General features: G+C 42.0%; 24 protein-coding genes and 1 pseudogene. 17 read left to right on the forward strand and 8 right to left on the reverse strand.

Translation table 11 applies throughout. The annotated features are described in order from the left end of the window. The 3 genes from RSX31_RS17475 to RSX31_RS17485 all read right to left on the reverse strand — a co-directional run bounded on the left by RSX31_RS17475 (position 1) and on the right by RSX31_RS17485 (position 2,182). Positions 1–1,239 (reverse strand): efflux RND transporter periplasmic adaptor subunit, encoded by a 1,239-nt coding sequence (locus tag RSX31_RS17475; RefSeq protein WP_315635362.1) that lies wholly within the window; start codon positions 1,237–1,239, stop codon positions 1–3. A gap of 19 nt (positions 1,240–1,258) precedes the next feature. Continuing rightward, positions 1,259–1,924: a hypothetical protein gene (locus RSX31_RS17480; protein ID WP_315635364.1), complete on the reverse strand. Its 666-nt coding sequence runs from the start codon at positions 1,922–1,924 to the stop codon at positions 1,259–1,261. Between the two features lie 129 nt (positions 1,925–2,053). Continuing rightward, on the reverse strand, positions 2,054–2,182 hold the full coding sequence (locus tag RSX31_RS17485) for a hypothetical protein (RefSeq protein WP_299744173.1): 129 nt from the start codon (positions 2,180–2,182) through the stop codon (positions 2,054–2,056). Positions 2,183–2,463: 281 nt separating this feature from the next. Between RSX31_RS17485 and RSX31_RS17490 the strand changes: the two genes are divergently transcribed. The 12 genes and pseudogenes from RSX31_RS17490 to RSX31_RS17545 all read left to right on the forward strand — a co-directional run bounded on the left by RSX31_RS17490 (position 2,464) and on the right by RSX31_RS17545 (position 13,741). Then, on the forward strand, positions 2,464–2,622 hold the full coding sequence (locus tag RSX31_RS17490; protein ID WP_187443716.1) for a hypothetical protein: 159 nt from the start codon (positions 2,464–2,466) through the stop codon (positions 2,620–2,622). Positions 2,623–3,010: 388 nt separating this feature from the next. Next, positions 3,011–3,232, forward strand: coding sequence for a hypothetical protein (locus RSX31_RS17495; protein WP_148971157.1), 222 nt, complete (start codon positions 3,011–3,013; stop codon positions 3,230–3,232). Positions 3,233–3,413: 181 nt separating this feature from the next. After that, positions 3,414–4,007, forward strand: a complete 594-nt coding sequence (locus RSX31_RS17500; RefSeq protein ID WP_315635368.1) for a transposase — start codon at positions 3,414–3,416, stop codon at positions 4,005–4,007. Between the two features lie 90 nt (positions 4,008–4,097). Continuing rightward, a complete protein-coding gene (locus RSX31_RS17505) occupies positions 4,098–4,580 on the forward strand; it encodes a hypothetical protein (protein ID WP_315635370.1) in 483 nt (160 codons plus the stop codon). Positions 4,581–4,847: 267 nt separating this feature from the next. Continuing rightward, positions 4,848–5,294, forward strand: a complete 447-nt coding sequence (gene hutP / locus RSX31_RS17510) for a hut operon transcriptional regulator HutP (protein ID WP_262372014.1) — start codon at positions 4,848–4,850, stop codon at positions 5,292–5,294. A gap of 265 nt (positions 5,295–5,559) precedes the next feature. Then, complete coding sequence (gene hutH, locus RSX31_RS17515) at positions 5,560–7,092, forward strand: histidine ammonia-lyase (protein ID WP_315635373.1); 1,533 nt, start codon at positions 5,560–5,562, stop codon at positions 7,090–7,092. Then, positions 7,085–8,755 (forward strand): annotated as a pseudogene (gene hutU / locus RSX31_RS17520) (urocanate hydratase). Before hutH ends, hutU begins: the two are co-directional and overlap by 8 nt. A gap of 1 nt (position 8,756) precedes the next feature. Then, entirely contained in the window at positions 8,757–10,043 is a 1,287-nt protein-coding gene (gene hutI / locus RSX31_RS17525) for an imidazolonepropionase (protein WP_315635375.1), read from the forward strand. Beyond that, positions 10,021–10,965, forward strand: coding sequence for a formimidoylglutamase (hutG, locus tag RSX31_RS17530; RefSeq protein ID WP_148996377.1), 945 nt, complete (start codon positions 10,021–10,023; stop codon positions 10,963–10,965). Before hutI ends, hutG begins: the two co-directional genes overlap by 23 nt. Positions 10,966–11,355: 390 nt before the next feature. Next, positions 11,356–11,922: a sigma-70 family RNA polymerase sigma factor gene (locus RSX31_RS17535; protein ID WP_187443718.1), complete on the forward strand. Its 567-nt coding sequence runs from the start codon at positions 11,356–11,358 to the stop codon at positions 11,920–11,922. Then, a complete protein-coding gene (locus RSX31_RS17540) occupies positions 11,915–13,246 on the forward strand; it encodes a hypothetical protein (RefSeq protein WP_315635378.1) in 1,332 nt (443 codons plus the stop codon). The genes RSX31_RS17535 and RSX31_RS17540 overlap by 8 nt, the downstream gene beginning before the upstream one ends. A gap of 174 nt (positions 13,247–13,420) precedes the next feature. After that, on the forward strand, positions 13,421–13,741 hold the full coding sequence (locus tag RSX31_RS17545; protein ID WP_315635380.1) for a hypothetical protein: 321 nt from the start codon (positions 13,421–13,423) through the stop codon (positions 13,739–13,741). A 59-nt stretch (positions 13,742–13,800) separates the two neighbouring features. On the opposite strand, the gene RSX31_RS17550 is transcribed toward RSX31_RS17545, so the two are convergent. Beyond that, positions 13,801–14,124 carry a hypothetical protein gene (locus RSX31_RS17550; protein WP_315635382.1) on the reverse strand — a complete coding sequence of 108 codons (324 nt, stop codon included), beginning with the start codon at positions 14,122–14,124 and terminating at the stop codon, positions 13,801–13,803. A gap of 210 nt (positions 14,125–14,334) precedes the next feature. Then, complete coding sequence (locus RSX31_RS17555) at positions 14,335–14,466, reverse strand: hypothetical protein (RefSeq protein WP_315635384.1); 132 nt, start codon at positions 14,464–14,466, stop codon at positions 14,335–14,337. A gap of 198 nt (positions 14,467–14,664) precedes the next feature. Here RSX31_RS17555 and RSX31_RS17560 point away from each other — a divergent pair, with 198 nt between their 5' ends. Together RSX31_RS17560 and RSX31_RS17565 are read left to right on the forward strand one after the other, a co-directional pair. Further along, a complete protein-coding gene (locus RSX31_RS17560; protein ID WP_315635386.1) occupies positions 14,665–15,546 on the forward strand; it encodes a helix-turn-helix domain-containing protein in 882 nt (293 codons plus the stop codon). Between the two features lie 438 nt (positions 15,547–15,984). Further along, entirely contained in the window at positions 15,985–16,671 is a 687-nt protein-coding gene (locus tag RSX31_RS17565; protein WP_315635388.1) for a hypothetical protein, read from the forward strand. Positions 16,672–16,697: 26 nt separating this feature from the next. Here RSX31_RS17565 and tagU read toward each other — a convergent pair whose 3' ends face one another. Beyond that, positions 16,698–17,633 carry a polyisoprenyl-teichoic acid--peptidoglycan teichoic acid transferase TagU gene (tagU, locus tag RSX31_RS17570; protein WP_315635390.1) on the reverse strand — a complete coding sequence of 312 codons (936 nt, stop codon included), beginning with the start codon at positions 17,631–17,633 and terminating at the stop codon, positions 16,698–16,700. A 199-nt stretch (positions 17,634–17,832) separates the two neighbouring features. Here tagU and RSX31_RS17575 point away from each other — a divergent pair, with 199 nt between their 5' ends. Beyond that, complete coding sequence (locus RSX31_RS17575) at positions 17,833–19,572, forward strand: cell wall-binding repeat-containing protein (RefSeq protein ID WP_315635391.1); 1,740 nt, start codon at positions 17,833–17,835, stop codon at positions 19,570–19,572. 40 nt (positions 19,573–19,612) lie between these two features. Here RSX31_RS17575 and RSX31_RS17580 read toward each other — a convergent pair whose 3' ends face one another. Together RSX31_RS17580 and RSX31_RS17585 are read right to left on the reverse strand one after the other, a co-directional pair. Continuing rightward, positions 19,613–20,857, reverse strand: a complete 1,245-nt coding sequence (locus RSX31_RS17580; RefSeq protein ID WP_315635393.1) for a C40 family peptidase — start codon at positions 20,855–20,857, stop codon at positions 19,613–19,615. A gap of 99 nt (positions 20,858–20,956) precedes the next feature. Continuing rightward, positions 20,957–21,754 carry an SGNH/GDSL hydrolase family protein gene (locus RSX31_RS17585; protein WP_315635395.1) on the reverse strand — a complete coding sequence of 266 codons (798 nt, stop codon included), beginning with the start codon at positions 21,752–21,754 and terminating at the stop codon, positions 20,957–20,959. 204 nt (positions 21,755–21,958) lie between these two features. Between RSX31_RS17585 and RSX31_RS17590 the strand changes: the two genes are divergently transcribed. Next, entirely contained in the window at positions 21,959–22,705 is a 747-nt protein-coding gene (locus tag RSX31_RS17590; protein WP_315635397.1) for a YveK family protein, read from the forward strand. 16 nt (positions 22,706–22,721) lie between these two features. Then, positions 22,722–23,393, forward strand: a complete 672-nt coding sequence (locus tag RSX31_RS17595; protein ID WP_315635607.1) for a CpsD/CapB family tyrosine-protein kinase — start codon at positions 22,722–22,724, stop codon at positions 23,391–23,393. The last annotated feature ends 54 nt before the right edge of the window (positions 23,394–23,447 follow it).

A 23,447-nucleotide genomic window follows, 5' to 3' on the forward strand; every position in this document is an offset into this window, starting at 1 on the left:
TTATTTCCGTTCCAATATTCCAATTAGCAGGTTTTCTAATACCGTCGGGCGATCTACTTTCTTCAACTCACGCAATTTGATTTTATTCCAATCAATGCCCGTTACGAAAGGAGTACAGTTCTCTAAAGCAGGAATGTCCCCTGGATAAACAATGTAGTATTCTCCTGCCTTCACTCCTGACTTGATTTGTTGCTGCCCATTTACTTGAAGCCCTGTTTCAACTTTTCGCTTTTCAACGGTTCCTTTTTCTGTGAGGATCCAGACGTATGTAGAAGAACCTTCTTTTTCAATCGCAGTGACAGGCACGACCAATGCACCTTTTACTTCCTCCGTGATGATCGATAGGAAAACGTGATGACCGGGTAGAAGCTTATTCTCAGTGTCCTGAATTTTCACTTCCACAGGATACATGCTATCTGTTTGCAAGTGTGGATCGTTTTTTGGGAGAGTGGCAACACTGGTCACAATTCCTTTTTGAGTCTTTTTCTCAATGTCGGATTGAACGACTGCGCTCATATTTTCTTCCACGGTCACGATTTCTTTTTCCGTAAGATCAGTCGCTACAATGGTGGACTGTGAGGCAATTGTAATCAATGGATTATCAATCGCATGGGAGAGGTCCTTGATGGTCCCGTCCACACTGCTTTGCACCGTTAACGTTGTTTCATACGATTCCATATCTGAAATTTGGCGTTCAAGATTATCGATTTGATTTTCTAAGCGGTCAATTTCTAATTCTTTAGCGGCAATTTCTTTTTTTATTTCGTACTCCGACTGAAGTGCACTGGCGTCAATCGGAATTTTTTTGTCGTCCGATGAAGAGGAAGGAAGGGACGATTCCAGGCTTTCCAAATCATCGATGTTGTCTTCAATACTATCAATCTCATCTTCCAATTGCTCTACTTCTGATTCCAGAACACTTTTTTGCTGTGTTTGATCGGTTACTTCATATTCATAAAGTGGCGTTCCGGATTTTACCTGTTCACCTTCTTTAACAAGGAATTTCTTGAAGGAGCCAAATTCGTCGTTGAAATAGATGTAGCTTTCTTCTTCAGCTGTAACGACACCAGGTTTCGGAAGCTCTTTAACTAAATCGTCTTTTCCGCTGATTTCCCAATTGGCTACCCGGACTTCGCGATCGACCTTGCTGTTCGCTTTTTCAATTAGATATGTATTTGCACCGACAAACAAAAGAGAGAGTGTTAAAGTGCTATAAAAAATGGTTTTCCTTTTCATCATGTTCACAGCCTTTAGAAAGTTAAATTAAGGTTGAAATGTTTAAGAAAGCGAGTAGTGCGTTAAGAGACCACAAGAATAAATTGGTTAAGAGAATCACTAACCAGATGATCCAGTTTTTTTGATTGGTTAACTGTTTGATACCTTTGTATTGAATGTAGAAAACCCAAACTTTAAAAAGTGAGAAGCTTCCCATTAAATAGATGACATACGATTTTGATGTTATATATTGGGTAATTACCCCTAAAGAGAGTGGTGAAGAGTGCCATTCGAGTGAAAAGAATAGGGATAATGGTATATAGGTGAGTTTTTCAAGTAATAAAATGATTAAGACCAGGCCTTGAGTGATAACCAGTTTACGGTATTCACCTTCATTGGATATTGTCCAGAAGATTAATGATGAAAAAAAGAGAATGATAGCTGCATAAAGCATTCCAGCTATTAGTCTGCCTAAGAAAAATAAAAATTTCTCCAACTCGAATACAGTTGGGGATAGCTTCGTCATTTCTTTAGACAAAGGGTCCATTCCGATCCCGAAAGACGAGATCAATCCAAATATAACAATGGATAATAGGAAGAGAAATGAGACTCGTTTCTTAAAACCTTTTAATGCCTCCATCTCATTGAGTTGATAAAAGAAGATTGATGGTTGTTTCAAACCAATGAAAAGTCTGACTTCTCTATGCATAAAATGATGTCCTCCAACTTGAATAGATTCCACCTCTTATTCTATCGAAAATCATCGAACTTTTCCATAAATTGTAGAACGAATTAAGAAATAAAATAAAAAAGCGTCGAATGGACGCTTTTTGTCAGCTTATGCTTGATAGGTTAGGTAGGTAGTCCCTGCTATTAGTAGAATCGTAATAATAACGAAACTTACATATGTAACTACTTTCTGCGTTTTCTTCTTTCTCATTGCCTCTTCCGGTGTTAAAAATGCCATTATAAAAATCCCCCTTTTCCCGACTTGAAGCTGCTAGACAATAACGAACGTATGTATATATTTTTTGACGAACGTTAATTTTTCCCCATACCAAAATTTTATCGGAAATATATGCTAATAATTAATAGGTCTTTAAGCCTATTTAAATTGACGGATGTCGAAAAATATTTGTAGAATTTTGTATATATATGGTAATATAACTAGTAATTGATGTTTGAACTTTCGTATAATAGTGTAATAAAGTGATAGAAACTGTTTTATATTGTAGGAGGTTGTCTTTTTTGAAAGGAAACGTAAGCAAGGAACAATATGTTCTCTCTGTTATCCAGAAAGCGTATGACAAGGGTCAGCAAGGAGATATGAATACAGATAAAATGATTGATTGGCTAAAACAAGAATTGCAAACTGGATATGCTTTAAATCAACGAAAAGCGCTGTAGAATCCTTAATGGGAATCTCAGCGCTTTTTGTTTTTTATGAGGGACGGACCTCTATTGATAGAACAATAAAGTTAAAATGCCGATTTCCTCACATATTGAATTAAATTGAGGATCCTTGAGGTCCGTCCCTACTTCGTCTGTTAGAGGTGGTTAACCTCGGAGATAAATTTTTCATTGCGCTTTTCTGTGAAGGAGGATAGGTCCGTTTGAATTTAGGATGATCGTGAAGGATTTTCAGGATTTACCTGTTTTCTTCGTCTTTAAAGTTTCAGAATTATTGATTGAAATTACAAAAAATTGAAAAAGGTATACTAAATTACACTAAAACGTATTAAAATGTAAATATAATTGTAATTTTGTCGAATTGGGGGTAAAGGTGGAAGATAGAATGGGAGATCAGAACAGAGGGAGAAAGATTTGCGCTATATGGGTCACGGAATCCAATTTAACGGGAAAGGTCAAATGGATACGTTTGAAATCAGAGTCAAACCTGGTATTCAGTACTAAAAATTACGGCAAACAGCGTGTGATCTACTATTCTCAAAACAGCTTTACCAGCGAGGAACTGAACAGAAAAGATTACCTCTTAATAGATAGAATAGAAGAATAAAGGTGGTTCACTAAAAAGATGAGGGACGGACCTCCAAAGTATAACTTGAAGCCAAGAAGCTTAATTTAACTTCTTTTGTGAATTACCAAGGTCCGTCCCTCAAAAAAAGAGGATTTTTCGGAGTTGTGTCGAATAGGTAATTGTACGAAATTTAGTTTAAACCAAGAGAAGGAGTGATGTTATGGTCCGAACGCCTCGGGATTGGTGTCCGGGAGCCACTTATCATGTAACAGCAAGAGGGAACCGGAAGCAAGATTTGTTTCATGATATTGAAGACCGAAAGAAGTATTTATCCTACCTGCAGGAAACGAAAGACAAGTATCCCTTTACTATCCACGCTTACTGTTTGATGTCCAACCACATTCATCTTCTAATCGAAACCCATGACGTTCCACTCGAGCAGATCTTCAGAATCCTTCATACCCGTTATGCGATTTATTTCAATAAAAAATATGATTATGTCGGACATGTTTTTCAAGGAAGATATGGCTCAACCAAGATTGATACACCTGCCTATTTCATTAAGGTCAGCAGATATATTCACCAAAATCCTGTCAAAGCCAAACTCACTGTCGTCCCCGAGTATTATCCCTGGAGCAGCTACCCCTCTTATGTTCATTCCATCGACAATCCGCTTCTCTCAAAGGAGAGGACCCTGGCCTATTTTCCAGATTCAGAAGTGAAGCTTTATAAAGAATATGTAGACAAAGATGAAGAGAAGGAAGACCCAAACAAGGAATTTGACAAAAATACAACTAAAGTTGTAAAAAAATAAAATATTTTTGTAAAAAATTAAAGGGAATTAGATGTTTATGTCGAAATTCAAGTTAGTAGGACCAAATTCCTATATCGAGGAGGAGGAAGTATGAAAAAAGATTTTATGTTGGTGTTTGAGGATTTTCATGTTTCAAAGAGGAGCATCAAGAAATCGAAAAAACATTTAGTCGTCTTTCAAGGCCAGCATTATTACAATAAGTTAGTCGTTGTGAATCAGCCACCGGGATTTTCCCATGCACTGGAAAGCATCATGTATTCCGATAAGATACTTGAAACAGTTGGGTTTACCACCTTATTTGCCGTTCCAATCGATCGTAATCATTCCATCCCATTTAAGTTTGTCCGAATAGGTGACAACACACCAAAGGAATGTAAGGTTGTTCTGGAAAAGCGGGATGGAGTGGAGCAACTGAATATACGATCTTTATACCCTATGGATGACCGTCTTGCCAATGAAGACAAACAGGATATTCTGTCCTACCTGAGCCTGAAGTCTGATGATGGAACCGTCACCTATCTCATGAACAATCCCCAAGTGTTCAAAGGAAAGGGCAAAAAACAAGAAGAGTAAAGGAGGAATGAGGCGAACCTAAATTGAATAGGTACGTCTTTTCTAGTTCTTATTGTTTATGAGGGACGGACCTCCAACCATTTGAACTAGTGAACACCCCCTATGCCTCTGCCAGAGAAGCTCTCCAAAACCCTTTACCACGCTACCAAACTACCTCTCTAAGTTTCTAAAATCACCACTTTTTTCGTTGACCTCTTATGAAACAGACCATACAATATAAGTAGTTATTAGTATTTTTAGAATTTTCACGTAAGGTGCGAATGCCACTTGGATAAGACAGATCATACTCGTATCGGAAAGAATGCCATGCTTCTTCTCCTCGTAGATAAAGAGGAAGAAGAATGGAATCGTCATTTCAATGAACTGAATTGGAGTTACTGCACTGGGAAAATCGGTTCCATGGATAGTCAAAAAATCGTGGCTGCGATTGAAACGGCAGCGAAGCGAAGTGATCTTGTCCGGGAAGATTTGTATCGTGAAATGCACGCCTTATATCACGCCATCATGGAGGCATTGACGGGTGTGACCCGCGGCCATACACAATTAGGTGAGGTTCTGCGCACAGTGGGATTGCGCTTCTCTGTTGTACGGGGGACTCCATATGCAAGTGAAGATGAAGGCGAATGGATCGCAGTAGCGTTATATGGAACGATTGGTGCGCCCATTAAAGGGTTGGAGCACGAGACAATCGGACTTGGAATCAATCATATTTAAAGTAGAGAGCCTAGAGATATTAGTTAAAAGGAGGCTCGACCAACGGCAGAAGTCTGTCTTTGGTCGAGCCTCTTTTTGTGTGGAGTTTTTGGGGTCAAGATTTTCGGGAGTGGACTGTGCAGATTTGGAGGTCCGTCCCAGAGTGGTTTAAAGCGTTAAAGAATGAAACAACAAACATAGCGATTCAGAGGGGTTTGGCCAGATTGAGGTTGTACAGAGGCGACTTATGGAGGTCCGTCCCTAAAAATATGGAGAGGTGATTGTAATGGTAGAGTTGACGGGTTGTAGTTTGACGCTGGATGAGGCGAAGAGGGTTATTTATGGGAAGGAGCGAGTGGAGCTTTCGCCGGTTAGTATGGAGCGGGTGCGGAAGAGTCGTGAGGCTGTTGAGCGGATTGTGAAGGAGAAGCGTGTGGTGTATGGGATCAATACGGGCTTTGGGAAGTTTAGTGATGTTTTGATTGATTCGGATGATGTGGAGGAGCTTCAGCTGAACCTGATTCACTCTCATGCTTGTGGAGTGGGTGATCCGTTCCCTGAGAACGTTTCTCGTGCCATGCTCCTACTGAGATGCAACGCTCTTTTAAAAGGCTATTCTGGTGTTAGGCCCGTGATCGTCGAAAGGCTAGCGGAGTTCTTGAATAAAGGAATCCATCCTGTGGTCCCGCAGCAGGGATCACTTGGAGCAAGCGGAGACTTAGCGCCACTTTCACACCTTGCCCTAGCATTGATGGGAGAAGGAGAAGTCCACTATCAAGGAGAGGTACATCAAACCCTTCCTGTCCTTTCGAAAGAAAACATCTTCCCTATCCAGCTTCAGGCGAAAGAAGGATTGGCACTCATCAACGGAACGCAAGCGATGACGGCAATGGGAGTCATCGGATACCTGGAAGCAGAGGAACTTGCTTTCCAAAGTGAGATGATCGCAAGTCTGACCTTGGAGGGACTTAGAGGAATCATGGATGCCTTCGACGAAGATATTCATTTAGTAAGGGGTTATCCTCAGCAGGTCGCAACGGCAAAAAGAATCCGGGATTACCTGGTAGACAGTAAACTGACAACGAAGCAAGGAGAACTCAGAGTCCAGGACGCATATTCGTTACGATGCATCCCGCAAGTACACGGAGCATCTTGGCAGGCGCTTGACTATGTAAAAGAAAAGCTGGAAATAGAAATGAATGCTGCAACCGATAATCCACTCATTTTTGATGACGGAGAAAAGGTCATTTCAGGCGGTAACTTCCATGGCCAGCCAATCGCATTCGCCATGGATTTCATGAAAATTGCCATTGCTGAGCTTGCCAACATTTCAGAAAGACGGATCGAACGACTCGTGAATCCGCAGCTCAATGATCTGCCACCGTTCCTGAGTCCACAACCAGGACTTCAATCCGGTGCCATGATCATGCAATACTGTGCAGCATCACTCGTATCCGAAAACAAAACACTCGCCCATCCAGCGAGCGTCGATTCCATCCCGTCATCAGCCAACCAGGAAGATCACGTCAGCATGGGAACCATCGGATCGAGACACGCCTACCAAATCCTGCAGAACTCAAGAAGAGTCCTCGCCGTCGAACTTATCTGCAATCTGCAGGCAGCAGAACATCGAGGGACGGACCTCATGGCAAGCAGGACACGACAATTTTACGAAGCAGCGAGAAAGGTCATCCCTTCCATCACTAAGGACCGGATCTTCTCGAAAGATATAGAAAAAGCCAACCAGTGGCTGCAACAGATCTCGTTAAGCACACTCATCAAACCTAACAAAACAAAGGAGGAAACGACAAATGGTTAAGGCAAACAACCGAATCGTACAAATCAAAACAGGGACGGACCTTGAATGTAAAGGATGGGAGCAGGAAGCAGTTCTTCGCATGCTCTATAACAATCTTGATCCTGAGGTAGCTGAAATTCCGGAAGACCTTGTTGTATATGGTGGTATCGGGAAAGCGGCCCGTAACTGGGAGTCCTTCGACGCCATTGTTCACACGCTCAGAAACTTGGAAAACGATGAAACCATGCTTGTTCAATCCGGGAAACCGGTTGGTGTGTTCAAAACCCATAAAGCGGCTCCGAGAGTTTTACTTTCTAACTCGGTCCTTGTACCAAAATGGGCAAACTGGGAGCACTTCCACGAACTCGATCAAAAAGGCCTCATGATGTACGGCCAAATGACGGCGGGAAGCTGGATCTATATCGGGACGCAAGGAATCCTGCAAGGGACATATGAAACGTTCGCAGCACTTGCGAAGAAACATTTCAACAACTCACTTAAAGGTACGATCACTCTAACTGCAGGACTAGGCGGAATGGGTGGAGCACAACCTCTCGCCGTCACCATGAACGGGGGAGTCGTGATCGCAGTCGACGTTGATGCAGAACGCATCCAAAAGCGCCTCGACACGAAATACTGTGACGTGAAGACAGATTCCATCGATGAAGCGTTAATGATGGCCTATGAAGCACGTGATCAAGGCAAGCCTCTTTCCATCGCCTTACTTGGAAACGCGGCAGAGGTTCATCATGAACTTTTAAAAAGGAATGTTCAGATCGATATCGTAACTGACCAAACATCAGCCCACGACCCATTGAACGGCTATGTACCAGAGTGATATTCGCTTACAGAAGCAGCAGAGCTTCGCAAACAGGATCCGAAAGCCTACACAACGCTTTCACAAAAAAGCATGGCCAAACACGTGGAAGCAATGCTTGAGTTCCAGAATAGAGGATCGATCGTATTCGACTACGGCAACAACATCCGACAGGTAGCGAAGGATGAGGGAGTCGACAATGCCTTTGATTTCCCTGGCTTCGTCCCAGCCTACATCCGTCCATTATTCTGTGAAGGAAAAGGACCTTTCCGCTGGGCGGCACTGTCAGGTGATCCAGAGGATATCTATAGAACAGATCGCCTGATCAAAGAGCTTTTCCCAGAAAACGAAGCCCTCAATCGCTGGATCGATATGGCACAGGAGCAGGTGGCATTCCAGGGACTGCCTTCCCGTATTTGCTGGCTTGGATACGGTGAGCGAGTGAAAATGGGTCTGGCCATCAACGAGCTTGTCAAAAACGGAGAACTGAAAGCACCGATCGTCATCGGCCGTGACCATCTGGACTGCGGATCCGTTGCTTCACCGAACCGTGAAACGGAAAGCATGAAAGACGGCAGTGACGCAGTAGGAGACTGGGCAATCCTGAACGCCCTCATCAACACAGCGGCAGGCGGCTCATGGATCTCCTTCCACCACGGCGGCGGAGTAGGCATGGGTTACTCACTGCACGCTGGTATGGTGGTTGTGGCAGACGGGACGGACCTTGCACAGGAAAGATTAGAACGCGTGCTCACAACAGACCCGGGAATGGGTGTCATCCGCCACGTCGACGCAGGCTACGACATAGCAGAAAAAACAGCCGAAAAACACAACATCCACATCCCGATGAACAAAGGAGGAGAATAATATGACCGCAGAAAAACACTTCGACACCATCATCGACAATATCGGACAGCTCCTGACGATGGATCATGGGGACGGACCTCTTAAAGGGGAGGAAATGAGTAAACTCGAGGTTTCAGAACATGCAGCCCTTGCCATCAGGGACGGACTTGTCGCATGGATCGGAACACATGAAGAAGCACAATCCCTCAAAGCAACGGAACGAATCGACGCAGAAGGAAAGCTGGTCACACCAGGTCTAGTAGATCCGCATACACATTTAGTCTTTGGCGGCTCACGTGAACACGAAATGGCCCTCAAACAGCAGGGAGTTCCATACTTAGAGATCCTGAAACGCGGGGGAGGTATCCTATCTACAGTAGGTGCCACCCGCGAAGCATCAGAAGAAGAGCTGCTCACTAAAGCGCGTTTCCACTTAAACAGAATGATTTCATACGGAGTCACAACTGTCGAAGCGAAAAGCGGCTACGGCCTTGACCGCCCAACTGAACTAAAACAGCTGCGAGTTGCCAAACAACTGAACGAATCGCACCCGGCAGACATCGTTTCCACATTCCTTGGAGCACACGCGATCCCACCGGAATTCAAAGGTCGCTCCGATGAATTTTTAACGGAAATGCTCGAGCTGTTGAACGATATCGAAAAAGGACAGCTGGCTGAATTCGTTGATATCTTCTGTGAAACAGGGGTATTCACAGTAGAACAGTCCCGCGAGTTCCTAACAAAAGCCAAAGAAAAAGGCTTCTCCGTTAAAATTCACGCCGACGAAATCGATCCACTCGGCGGAACAGAAATGGCAACGGAAATTGGGGCAACAAGCGGAGACCACTTAGTTGGCGCATCCGAAAAAGGTATCCAGGCACTGGGCGAGACGGACACCATTGCGGTCCTCCTGCCAGGCACGTCCTTCTATCTGAACAAAGGCAAGTTCGCCAACGCAAGAGGCATGATGGAAGCGGGAGCGGCAGTCGCCCTGTCAACAGACTTCAACCCGGGCAGCTCACCAACAGAGAATCTGCAGTTCATTATGAATCTAGCATCCCTGCAGCTGAAAATGACACCGGAAGAAATCTGGAACGCTGTAACAATCAACGCAGCACATGCCATCAACAGAGGGGATTCAGCAGGAAAACTAATCCCGGGCAGAAAAGCCGACATCGTCCTATGGGATGTACCTAACTATCATTACGTACCGTATCACTACGGGGTGAACCACACCCACACCGTCATGAAAAACGGTCGGATCATCTACCGCAAGGAGAAGCTTCATGAGCACATTTCAACACATTAAGCAGGCGGGTAAAGCTCAATTCAAAGACCGCTACACAACCAAAGCAGCAGAACTTCTGACACCATGGGTAGAAGGAATAAAAGGGGACATCGCCATCATTGGCGCTCCCCTTTCCAAACCTTCCATTTCACACTCAGGGGCAAGCTTTGCACCCGATGCGATCAGACGATGCCTGAACTCGTTTACGACCTACAACATCGAAAGAGGGACGGACCTCGCCAAAGACAAGAAAACCATCATCGACTTCGGCGACATCACCATGCACCCGACATCAATAGAAGACTGCCATCAACGAATCTATGAATCAGTCAAAGATGCAACCAACACAAACGCAGCACCCTTCACCATAATCCTTGGAGGCGACCATTCCATCACCACATCAACGGTGAAAGCTATCAAGGAAACGAAAGGGACAGTCGGGATCATTCAGTTTGATGCTCACCATGACCTCCGTAACACGGAAGACGGGGGACCAACGAACGGAACACCTTTTAGAAGGTTAATAGAAGAGGGGCACATCAAAGGTGAGCACCTCATCCAAATTGGCATTCGTAACTACGCCAACGCAAAAGCCTATTATGACTATGCCATCGAGCAAGGTGTTACAGTTTATACCATGAAGGACGTCAGACAACAACCCATGACAGAGCTAATCAATAATGCTCTAAACCAACTTCAAGACAAAGTCGACACCATCTACCTCTCAGTAGACATGGACGTCCTCGATCAGGCTTACGCTCCAGGCTGCCCGGCAATCGGTCCAGGAGGCATGCATCCTGATACGCTGACACAAGCGATCGAAACCGCCCTGCAGCATCCTAAAGTCCACACCATGGACATCGTAGAAATTGACCCGACTCTCGACACCCGAGACATGACGAGTAGAGTCGCAAGCCTTCTTATCATTAATTCACTTCTATAACAAAGGTCCGTCCCTCACCGCTTTAAAGTGGTGAGGGACGGACCTTTGACGGTGTTGCCCCAATCGTCTCCCTTCCATCTCATCTGTTATGTTGAATTGTCCTTTATCTTTTGTTTCAGTAACTTCTATTGTCAATCACTCTCTTTCCTATTTAGAATCCGAGAAGATACAACATTTTTAATCAATTGTTAAGTCAGTTAATAACAAAATTCGTTTTTTTGTTAAATAATCTCAAAAAATGAGACACCTTAATCCCGACAAACGTCTAATTCAAGAATAACTTACAAAAATGTAAAAAAATTCATTAAACTTTAGCGGATGGGGAACGGACCTGGGTATAATGAGGACTTGGAAATAGCGTCCATCCAGCCTAATCAAGGGGGATATAAAATGGGAGAAGTTATACAGCATGAGAAGAGGGGAGTGATGCAGATGGAAGTAAGTGGGGAAAGGCTGATTGAGAATTTGATTGACGAGTATGAAGCACAGGTTACAAAATTGGTGTATTTGTATGTGAAAGACTGGTCAACTGCTCAGGATATTACGCAAGAGGTATTCATTAAAGCATTTCATGCTCTCCATCAGTTCAATCAAAAATCCTCCTACAAAACGTGGATTTACAGAATAGCCATTAACCAGTGTAAGGATTATAAACGTTCAGCTTATTTCAGGAAAAATATGATTGTGAATAAATTCCATAGCATTCTTAATAAAGAGACGGCAGTTACCCCGGAACAAGAAATCATAAAAAACGAAGAAAATGACTCTGTTGCATTTCATATCTTCTCATTGCCCCTGAAATATAGAGAAATCATTTTATTATACTACTACGAGGAATTATCGACCCAGGAAATCGCTGAAATGCTGGGTATTAACCCTTCAACGGTCCGGACAAGGTTAGATCGCGGAAGAGAAAAGTTGAAGAAAACAATGGAAGGGAGGTTTCCCAATGAATAAGGACCCATTGCACAATTTGAAGAATGAAATAGAACGGGAAGTATTCAAGAACACCGACCCTGTCAGTCAAAAAAGGGCCATACTGACGAAGATAAGGAGTGAAAAACAAAAGAAGTCATCACCAAAATCTATCTTCATCAATCTAGGTGTTTCTTTATGTGTCATCATGATTCTTTCTATTCTAAGTTCCAGTTATCTGTTTAAGGATGACCTCGTGAAGGAGAACGATACAGAGGAGTCTATAGATCAATTCACGTTTATACCTAATGACAATTCAGATGAACACATAAAAGATGAAAAAGCCATAATCAGGAAATCCGCGAAACCCGTTGATCGTGTAAATGAGAATGAAGGACAAGAAGAAGAGATAGAAGAGTTAGAAGAAGGGCCATCTGTTAAAAATGAACAGGAAAACAAGCCTGAAAAGGTGGATGTACCATCTTTAAATCCCTTTGACCTGTCTATCATCCTAAGTCACCCGGATGAATTTAAGCGTGAAGCGAAGAATGGAACTTTCATAGGGACTTCTTTTACCATAGGAGATTCTGTTGACGAGATACAGGAGTTATACAAGGATACGTATGAAGATATTAACATTATGAAAGGTCATAAAGATTATGATCGGATTAACAATTATCTACTTCATTTTCTTCAAGATGAAAAGAAGCTGTTACAGATTCGCTCTAATATCAGCCCTGTATACAAACTGGATCAAGTTATCGAGACGCTTGGTGAACCGTATTATTTTTATAATGTGATGGAAGGCGTTTATACTGCGGATTTTCACTACGGCGAATATATTGTTGAAATGCAGTTAGACGGTCTTAACAAACTTAAACCAAATACGGCTGGCGAGATTCAAACCATTGATCGCGGATCGTATATTACATCAGTGGCACTTCTTAAGAACAAAGGAGGTGCGGATTATTTAAGTAAGGATATTCAGTACCTTGGCGAGGAAGAAGTGGTAGATTTTCGAAAGGAATGGTTTAACGAAGCGAGAGACTATATCGTGCAAAATACAGTATCTCACGCAGTCATCCTTCACTCTCAACAGGACCCGTTGGAATTTAACATCGTCGTCCCACAAGAAACACCAGAGGACGAAATGAGAGCCATAGCAAACCAATTCCTGAAGAAATTGACGGATGTTTCGAACGATGCGATCGAAGAAGGAACAATATGGAATGATTATACCTATGTTATTCATATTGAGAATAGTATAGACGGTTATTACGATACGGGATCGAGCAATTCGAAAAGTATTCATGAAGGGGGTTATCCAGACATCAATTGGACCGGTGATTTAAGCTCCATTGAGTAAGGTCCGTCCCTCACATAAGAACTTTGGCATATGCCAAAGTTCTTTACGTATGTATGAGAAGCGTGAAACATATATGCAGTTCAAACTTCATTGAAAAAATGAGATTGGCAGGAGTTTTGTTAAGAAAAGGTGAAATGAATCATAGGTAAGATTTTATGAAAATGAGGAATCATTATGATTGAAGCACTTATAGGCTTATTATGTGCCATGCTCTTCCTGCTCCTTTCATCCATAATGGTTGCAGTAATCCCGGCATATTTGATTAAAAAGAAATTAACCTATGAAAAAAGGGTAGTAGTGGAGGCAGTGTTATGGGGCTTATGCTCAATGGTGGTATTCATACTCAATCTACCATACTTTTTAATCAATTCATTTGCCTGCGCAGCCCTTACAATCAACGGAGTGAAATTAGTTGCCCTTCCAGTATTGGGTATGTTGAAACGCTCGAATAAAAGAAGGTATATCGTTTTGAGACGATTTATGAGGAAATTTTAGAATGGCAGATGCAAAAAGAGGCAGCCCAGATGGGATAGCCTCTTCAATCTAAACAACATTTAATTACTAATTCTTTCCCGCGTCATGTCATAACCAGAATGAATTTCTTTCATCCCGATCACTTTCAGAAAGTGGCGGAGCTTGTTCATGCAGGATTCCCCAAGGTCACCTGCGATTTCGAACTGATCAATGACGGCACACTTCTCAACTTTAGAAGTTGTTACGCTTTGAGTTTTACGATGCTCCACATGGTTGTTAATGGCGTACGTGGATACCATGGCTTGCCCGACCTTACAATCACCTTTGGAAAATTCGAATTGGAACTGGATCGACATATCCAAATCCGAGTATAGAGGATTTACTTTCATGCTTATGCTTTTCATCATGAAGCCCCCTTTCTTTTATTGTACTTTTATCCTATCACAATATGGAAAAGAGGGAATTTAGCCTTATGAACTAATATCACACATGCAACTTTGTTTATAACATGAATAATCCGTTTTTTGGCAAATTCTATAACTGTAGGAATATTACTATAAGAATATTTTTCATCGTAAAAAAGCTCCCTTTTAAGGGAAGCTTTAAAGTATTTATTAATGTGGGTTTCCTGGAAGTTCAGTTTGTTGGATTTGTCCCCCAGCAATCTCATTTGAACCAGTAGCAAATCCATAAACACTAAGTAAAAGGATAGATGCTGTAAAAACAGTAAGAAAACGTCTTTTCATAGGACTTTCCTCCCTTTCTTGTTTAAATAGATTTTAGATAAGATTAATATTATATATGTTAGTTTAATTAAAACATATTTTATTTTTATGATAGTTCCCCATATAACATCAAAATACCTAATTAATTAACTGTAATATCGTTTATTCATCAGTTTTCATTTAGAAATATAACTTTAGGCATATTTAGGAGAGGGTTTAATGGATTTTGCAGCAGTTGGAAAAAAAATCAAAGAACTCAGAAAAAATAGCGGGTTATCTCAAGAAGAACTTGCAGAAGGAGTATGTACCCAAGCACAAATAAGTAAAATAGAAAAAGGAGATGTTTTCCCTTATGCATCCACCTTATATCAAATTTCTCAGAAGCTAGGGGTGGATGTCAATTATTTTTTTGATATTGGTACTACACCTAGACTGGATTATGTACAAGAGGTATTTCAACAATTACAAATTCTTCGGAGAAGCTTAAAGTTTGAAGAAATGATGGAAATTGTAAGGGCTGAAGAACACAATCCTTTATTTATGCAAAATAATAAAAATAAACAAATTTTATTGTGGCACAAAGGAATATACTTATACGAAGTAAGAAAAGATCTTGATAAGTCGGTGGAAACCCTCCAAGAGGCTATAAATATTACAAGTCTTAAAGGGAAAATTCTTCAAGAAAGAGAATTAGAGATTTTGTTATCTCTCGGAGCTATTTACTTTAATGAAGACCTTGATAAAGCTTTGGAGGTATTTGAAGAAATTAAAGTGCATTTGCAAATTTTACCGCACTTGAATAACTATTCTATTAAAACAAGGCTTCTATACAATTTAGCAAGAGTACTAACGAGACTAGTTAGAATAGAAGAATCAAATAAATATTGTGAGGACGCTATTAAGTGGGCTCTTCATAAAGATAGTTTGTATCTCTTAGGAGAGTTACACTACCAAATCGGATATAATTTGGAACTGTTAAATCAACCACAAAAAGCCAAGAGCTATATGGAGAAAGCACTTATTGTATTTGAACTTCAAGAGGATGACAAATATATCAATTTTATCAGGAATAAAATTAAAGAATTGTCAGAGGTTAAATAAGCTTTTAGACACTTTATAACGTAAAGCACCAATTCCATAAATTTATGATTAGCTTTCTGTTCTTTCTTCTGAAGAGAAATTATCTATTTAATATAAAGAGAAAGAAAGAACCAGTTGTGAACTGGTTTTTTTTTCGTCTCCGTCGTCAATCGAAAGCGGGGGATATCGTTACAGTCTCAACCTCTACGTTTATACTTCTACCAATCGGTTTGGATGCACATACTGGTTTGAAATACTAAAAATTAAAAATCTAATAAACATCACTATCTATTAGAGTATCGCGTTTTTTGTCGGAAAGTATTTGAATTCCCTCTACAAAAATATACAACCTCATTAAATAAAGTTCACTAAAATAGTAGAAAGTTACATAGAAAAAGTGATGATCAAAGAAACCTAGAAATGGACTCCATTCGAACAAATAAGGTGGGATTGAGGACAATGAATAAAAGACAAAAGTTGTGGTTTAAAATAAGTACATCTTTCTTATTATTAGGAATCATCATCATGTCTATCGTAGCTTACTTCCTTATCCAATCCATAAGAGAGGGCTTTTATCAACGTGCGTTTGAGAAGCAATATGACTATGTGTCCTTAGAGGAAGAGGGATCGATTGATGCGGTCCAGGTCTTTCACGGGGTGAAAATAAATACCTATGTGGAAAGTGAGAGTAACGCGAGCATCGTTCTAGAAATAAATGACGAAGTGGAAGCGAAGATAAAAGGACTTAAGGTTGACCCTGAGGAAGAGGGGATGCAGCCCTTCTCTAATGTGATCCAATATAAATCAGTAACAGACATTGAATCAGGCAAAGAGCAGTTCATCGTCAGCCTGCAAACGACTCCTGCTAATCAGAGGGACGGCAACATTAAATACAGGACCTACACGATCAATGAAAATGGTATCGTCAAGAAGAGTGATTTCACGGAAGACACTAAGTCAAAGCTGGAGACCCAATGGATAAGGGGGATTTCAGATGAAACAAAGGGACATTATACTAACATCCTTTACCAGGATGGTTCAGTGGGAGCTATTTTGTTCCTAATGTTTATCGGGATCGCCAGTATCGCAGGTGGGGTATTGATGAGAAAAGCGGTTATTACAATTGAAAGAAGGACAGCCGCATAGGCAGCTGTCCTTCTTTCAATTCATGATTATTTCAAATCCAAATGATCCTTTAAATCACTTTGTACTTTTTGTTTTTCTTCTTCAGGTACGATGTAGTAGTAGATACCGCCCAGTTTGGCTCCCTCACCGGCAATTTGACTTTGAGAAATATCTTTTGTCGCCGATTTGTAGTTCTTCTGAATATCGACCATTTCTTCAAGCGTCAGGTTCGTTTTCACATTTTCACCAATGGCTCCGAAGATATCACCATAGTTCCAGAGGGATGACACGCTCGCACCCTCTTTAATGACCGCCTGGATCACCTGGCGTTGTCTTGCCTGACGGCCGAAGTCACCACGTGGATCTTCATAGCGCATACGTGCATAAGCAAGGGCTTTATCGCCACTTAACGATAGCTGGCCTTTATTAAAGGTATAGCCACCAGAAGAGAAAGTGAAATCATTGTTAACGGTTACTCCACCGACAGCATTTACGATATCTTTGAATCCCTCCATATTGATCTTTGCATAATAATCAATCGGGATATCCAGGAATCCTTCGACTGTATCCATGGCCATCTCGACGCCACCGAACGCGTAAGCATGGTTGATTTTATCTTCCGTTCCTCTACCTACAATATCGACGAGTGTATCACGAGGTATACTAATCATTTTAGTCGTTTTCTCGTGTGGGTTGACTGTCACGACAATCATAGTATCTGAACGGCCCTTATCACCGTCTCTTTCATCCACCCCCAATAGGAGCACAGAGAATGGATGTTTCTTGTCAAACTTTACTTCCTCTGTCCGCTTCTCAGACTTCGGTCTGTCAATGTTCTCGTTCATCGTTTCAGCCGTTTTATTCAGTGAATGATAAATGGAATACGCATATCCTCCACCAGCTAAAAGTAACAGGATAAAGACAATCCCAACGACTTTCGGCCACTTGCGTTTTCTTTTTTTATTATGTTTATCTGCTCTCAAAATATTTCCCACCTATAAATAATGAATTTTACACATATGAAAAATATACTAGAAATAACGTGAAAAGGGAATACATTAGTAAAATTTTGTCTCTTTTTGTCAGAAGCATCAGAAAACGGGATTGAATTGTCGGGTGACCCTCAACAGGTTGGATTTATTTGGTATTATTAGAGCAGAGAGAACATAAAGAGGGAATCAATTGATCAAAAAAACCGCCATAACCATTTTACTTATCATCCTTGCATTCAGCCTGGTAAGACTGGACACAGCTAAGGCAAATGTAAACCGGATCAATGGAGAAAATCGCTTCGATACAGCTGTGGAGATTTCATTTCGGGGATGGGTTCAATCCGACACTGTTGTGCTGGCAAACGGACAAACGTTTCCCGATGCTCTTGCAGGGGGACCGCTGGCTTATAAAATGAGCGCACCGATTCTACTAACCTACAAAAATCGTCTGCCTTCTGAAACGACGGAAGAAATCGAGCGTTTACAGGCAAAGCATATATACATATTAGGCGGGATTGGTGCAATCGATGCAACCATTGAAAATGAACTGAAAAAGAATAATATCAAGATTACAAGAATCGGAGGAGCCGACCGCTTCCAAACGGCAGCCCAAATCGCCAGCTACTTACCTTCCAAGAAGGCAATCGTAGCCAACGGGCGAAACTTCCCGGATGCATTGGCCGTGGCTCCATTTGCCGCCAAGAACGGTATTCCGATTGTATTGACGGAATCCAGTACACTGCCTTCATCCACCAAAAAGATTACAGATCAAAAAGCAGAGACCATAATAGTCGGAGGTAACGGAGTGATCTCTGCGAATGTCGAATCAAAGCTCCCAGGCACAACCAGATATGGCGGAGTCGACCGATATGAAACCGCCAGGAACATCATAGAAGGGCTTCCGATGGAAAAGGGAATGGCTTATGTAGCAACGGGGACAAACTTCGCAGATGCCTTATCGGGGTCAGTGCTGGCAGCGAAAGAAAACTCACCTATTCTATTAGTGAAGAAAGAGGCCATTCCTTCACCGATGAAGAGCTTGGTAAACTCTTACAACTCATTTCGTATTCTTGGAGGGATCAACGCCGTTTCAACAGTTGTGCAGGAGAAATTAACCGGCAGCTTAGTAGAGTTCCGATTCCAAGGAGTTCATGTCAATGCCACCGAAGAATTACTGCGCTCTTCTTCAGGTGATCCCCAGCGAGTCGATGAAAGCAGATTCAGCTTCGATTGGTATGTTTATAATCAGGATCCCAAGAAGTACATCCAATACGGTGTATTTAAAGGAGTAGTGGTGGCTGTCTATTCCAATTCGGATAGCTGGGTATCCCAATCAAGACTTAAGCTTGGTCTGAGCAGAACAGAAGTAGAAGCCAAAATGAACCAAATAGGCGCCATTCATAATCAGGCCAACGATTATGATTACGATGAAATGCTTATTCGAGCTTATTATGACAAAAATGATGGAAATACACTTTCCGGCATCTTACTCATGAGAGAAGATTTCACGATAACCAACCCGGACGTGAACGAAACAGAATTAAGAAACAGCATGGAGAAGCAGATTCTCGACCAGGCAAATGCATTACGGGCAAGACATCTAGTGCATCCTCTTCAGGCAGATGTAAAAGCTCAAGAGGTGGCAAGAGCCCATAGCAAAGACATGTCCATTAGAAACTTCTTCAGTCATAATAACCCCGATGGTCTATCATCCTTTGAAAGAATGGACCGGGCGGGAATCTCTTACTCATCAGCGGGGGAAAACATCGCCGCGGGTCAATTCAATGCCATCGATGTCCATGATGCCTGGGTAAACTCATCCGGTCACCGTAAGAACATCCTGAGTCCCCTCTTCAAACAACTGGGTACAGGAGTATACTTCGGCGGTGAGTACGGGGTTTACTATACACAAAATTACTATACACCATAAAAAGAACCCGATGACATTTAAGTCATCGGGTTCTGCTATTCTACAATTCATAAAATCTCTTAAATCCATCAAACTTCGATTTCCAATAAGAGTTACTTAAGCTTGTAACCTGGACACCATTGTCCCCGGCATGAATGAATTCATTATTTCCGATATAAATGCCTAAGTGAGAAATGCCTTTTTTATATGTATTTTCGAAGAATACAAGGTCACCCGGCTGAGGTGAATTTACGTAGTAGGAGCGACTGTAGTATCCTTCACTGGATAGACGCTTTACACTTTTAGCACCGGCTTCTTTAAAGACATAATAGATGAAGCCGCTGCAATCAAAGCCGCCGACCGATGAGCCTCCCCATACATAAGGGGTTCCCATATGAGACGTTGCCTCACTTAATAATTTATCAACGGAAAAGGACGTAGATTGATTTGGGGACGGAGCTGGCGGCTTGACTGTCTGTGCCGTACCCTTCACTTTCAGTACCTGTCCGATACGTAGGAAATCGCTTGGAAGATTGTTCCAGCTTCTCAAGTCACTTACACTCACACCGAATGCTGCACCAATATGAGACAGAGTATCCCCTGACTTAACGGTATAGCTTGTCATTGAGCTGTCCGGTTTAGTAGGAGCAGGTTGTGCCGGTGCCGGACTGACAGGCTGAGCGCCTGATTTCGACACTTTCAGTACTTGTCCAATCGATAAGAAATCGCTCGAAAGTCCATTCCAACTTTTCAATTGAGCTACCGTCACACCAAACTTCATACCGATATGAGACAATGTATCCCCCGACTGAACCGAGTAGCTTTGAATCGAACTGTCTTGTTTTGGTGGAGTTGGAGCGGGTGCCGGACTGCTCGGGGCAGGATTGGAGCCTGTTTTCGATGTTTTCAACACCTGCCCCGGATAGATCAGATGATTACTTAAACCATTCCAGCTCATTAAATCAGAAAGGGAAATCGAATGCTTACCCGCAATCTGTCCCAATGTATCCCCTGACTTGATCGTATACGTTTTAGCGTTCGTTTGCCCTGTGTTTTGCTTAGGTGGCGTTGGCGTTTGTGGAGCCTGGGCACCGTTCGCGGTAACCTTCAGAACCTGATTGGGAAAAATCATCTCCGACTGCAGCTTGTTCCAACTCTTCAAGTTGGCAACGCTTGTGTCATATTTGTTTGCGATCAGCCAAAGGGAGTCGCCTGATTCCACCTTATGAGTGCTTGCCGAGGCATAGCTAACAAACGAAGACGAGAGAACAGCCGTAGCTGCTACAGAAACCAATGTCTTTTTCACGTACACTTCTCCTTTATTGTCATAGTTTGATAGATAATACCGTCATTTTATCACATAATTTGGTGGAAAAAACTAAATTATTCCTAAAATAGTAAAAAATTATTCCTTTTCTACTAGGAATTCGGTGATTCCTTTGGCCCAGGTTGTATGCCCCTGTTCATTCGGACTGCTGACATCATCCAGATACGTTTTGATTTCTTCATCCTCCACATCAGGCCAGTTGGACCAGTGGTCGATAAACGGAATATCATTCTCTTCCGCGTACTCCTGAATCTCGGTAACCTGTGCAGCATAATTCGCCGGCTGATAAATAGGCTGAGGAGGGGTAAGGACGAATGCGGATCCTGGTGATGACTCTTTTACTTCATCTATAATTGTTCCGATGCTCTGAAGAGTGTCCTCAATCGTAACATTTCCATTATCTTTAAAGACGAACGGCTCAAAAACGACGAGTCCTGGCTGTAATTCCCCAATCTCTTCATATTTTTCTTCACGAACGAATTCAAGTGTATTGGTTTCAAAGGAAAGACTTTCAATTGATACGGTGTCTCCATACTCTTCTACTAAAGCGTCCTCCACCTTATCGTTCCATCCCTCTTCAATAGAATCCATTTCGGTTGACCCCAACAGAACAATAGTGAAGGGTTCTCCAGCTGCCAGCTTCTCTTTATAAAGAGAACGAGACTCTTCTGGCCAATTGACCGTTCCAGGCAGATCCTCACCATTATCTGCTCCAGGGGATGGTGAATCATCCTTTTCAGATTGCCCTTTTTCTTCAGGTTTAAGAGACGAATCTGAAGACGTAGAGTCCGTCGTCATCGCCTTCCAGTGAAGATTCCCGTACACGATAACCCCACCACATAATATAAGTAGGAAAAAAATAATTACCTTTTTCATTACGAACCTCCTATGAATAATGAATTTGGAAAATGGAACCAAATCCGTATAGCCCCTTCCAATAATAAACAATCTATTGTTTAATAGATATGTAACAAAAGATTTCAATTCTATTAAAATTATGACAAGATTACCTAAAAATAACAAGAACTTATGATATAATATGACAAGATTTTTATTTTTGAAGAAATGTAGGAGGCTATCATGGAAGAAACCATCAGTTTAAAGGAGCTCATTCAGACGTTGAAGAAACGCATGAGTCTCATCATCATACTGACCCTTATGGCAGTATTGGTAAGTGCGGCGATCAGCTATTTCGTCCTCACACCAATCTATCAATCGTCCACTCAATTGCTTGTGAATAAATCGAATGACGACCAACAGTCATTTAATGTAGGGGAAGTACAAACCAACCTGCAATTGATCAATACATATAATGTCATTATGAAGAGCCCGGCTATTCTGGATATTGTTATTGATGACCTTAATTTAGATATGACGACTAAAGAATTAAACGAGAAAATTACGGTTCAAAGCGAAAAGGATTCCCAAGTTGTGAACATCTCCGTTCAGGATGAAGACCCTAAACAGGCAGCGGCTATCGCGAATAAGATTGCAGAAGTCTTTCAAACCGAAATCGTTAAGATCATGAACGTCGATAATGTGAGCATCCTTGCTAAGGCAGAGCTAGGAGAAAATCCATCTCCGATTAAACCCCAACCGTTATTAAATATCGCTATTGCGTTGGTAGTGGGATTAATGGCCGGAGTCGGACTTGCATTCTTACTTGAATTCTTGGATAACACAGTGAAAACAGAGCAGGACATCGAGAAAGGTCTTGAGCTCCCAGTACTAGGGGTGATCCCGACGATTACCGACAGTGAATTTCAGAAGGTAGCTCATCGCCAGGAAAGAACGTCAAGACGCAGAGGTGAAAGTGTCGGTGTTTAATAAACAGAAGAAATCAATGAACGCAAATATACGTAAGCTTATAGCGAAAGTCAATCCGAAATCTCCAGTATCGGAGCAATACCGTACGATTCGTACGAATATCCAATTCTCATCCGTCGATCAGGAGTACCGATCGATCATGGTATCATCAGCTGGCCCCGGGGAAGGGAAGTCCACAACGGCTGCGAACTTAGCCGTCGTCTTTGCTCAGCAGGGGAAGACCGTCCTCCTCGTCGATGCAGATATGAGAAAGCCAACTGTTCACTATACGTTTAACTTTCCGAACACGACGGGATTAACGAATATTCTATCGAGACAAGTGACCCTAAAGGAAGCTGTTAAAGACAGCGGGGTGGACAAACTTCATATTCTTTCGAGCGGTCCAGTGCCTCCTAATCCGGCAGAGCTTCTAAGTTCAAGAGCAATGGAGAATTTCTTTGAAGAAGCATATAAAGAATACGACTTGATCCTATTTGATACGCCACCCGTCCTGGTAGTAACAGATGCACAAATTATGGCCAACCAGTGCCATGGAAGCATCCTTGTCGTTTCAAGCGGGAAAACAGAAATGGATCCGGCAAAGAAAGCGAAGGAGCTTCTACAATCAACAAAAGGAAAGCTGTTAGGATGCGTTCTTAATAATAAGAAAGCTTCAGAAACAGACTATTATTACTATTACGGAAATTAAATAGAATTCGACAAAATTCACCTCTTTACAAATATACCTAGTGGTGTAAAATGG

It is taken from the genome of Rossellomorea yichunensis, assembly GCF_032337515.1.
Classification (GTDB): Bacteria; Bacillota; Bacilli; order Bacillales; family Bacillaceae_B; genus Rossellomorea; species Rossellomorea yichunensis.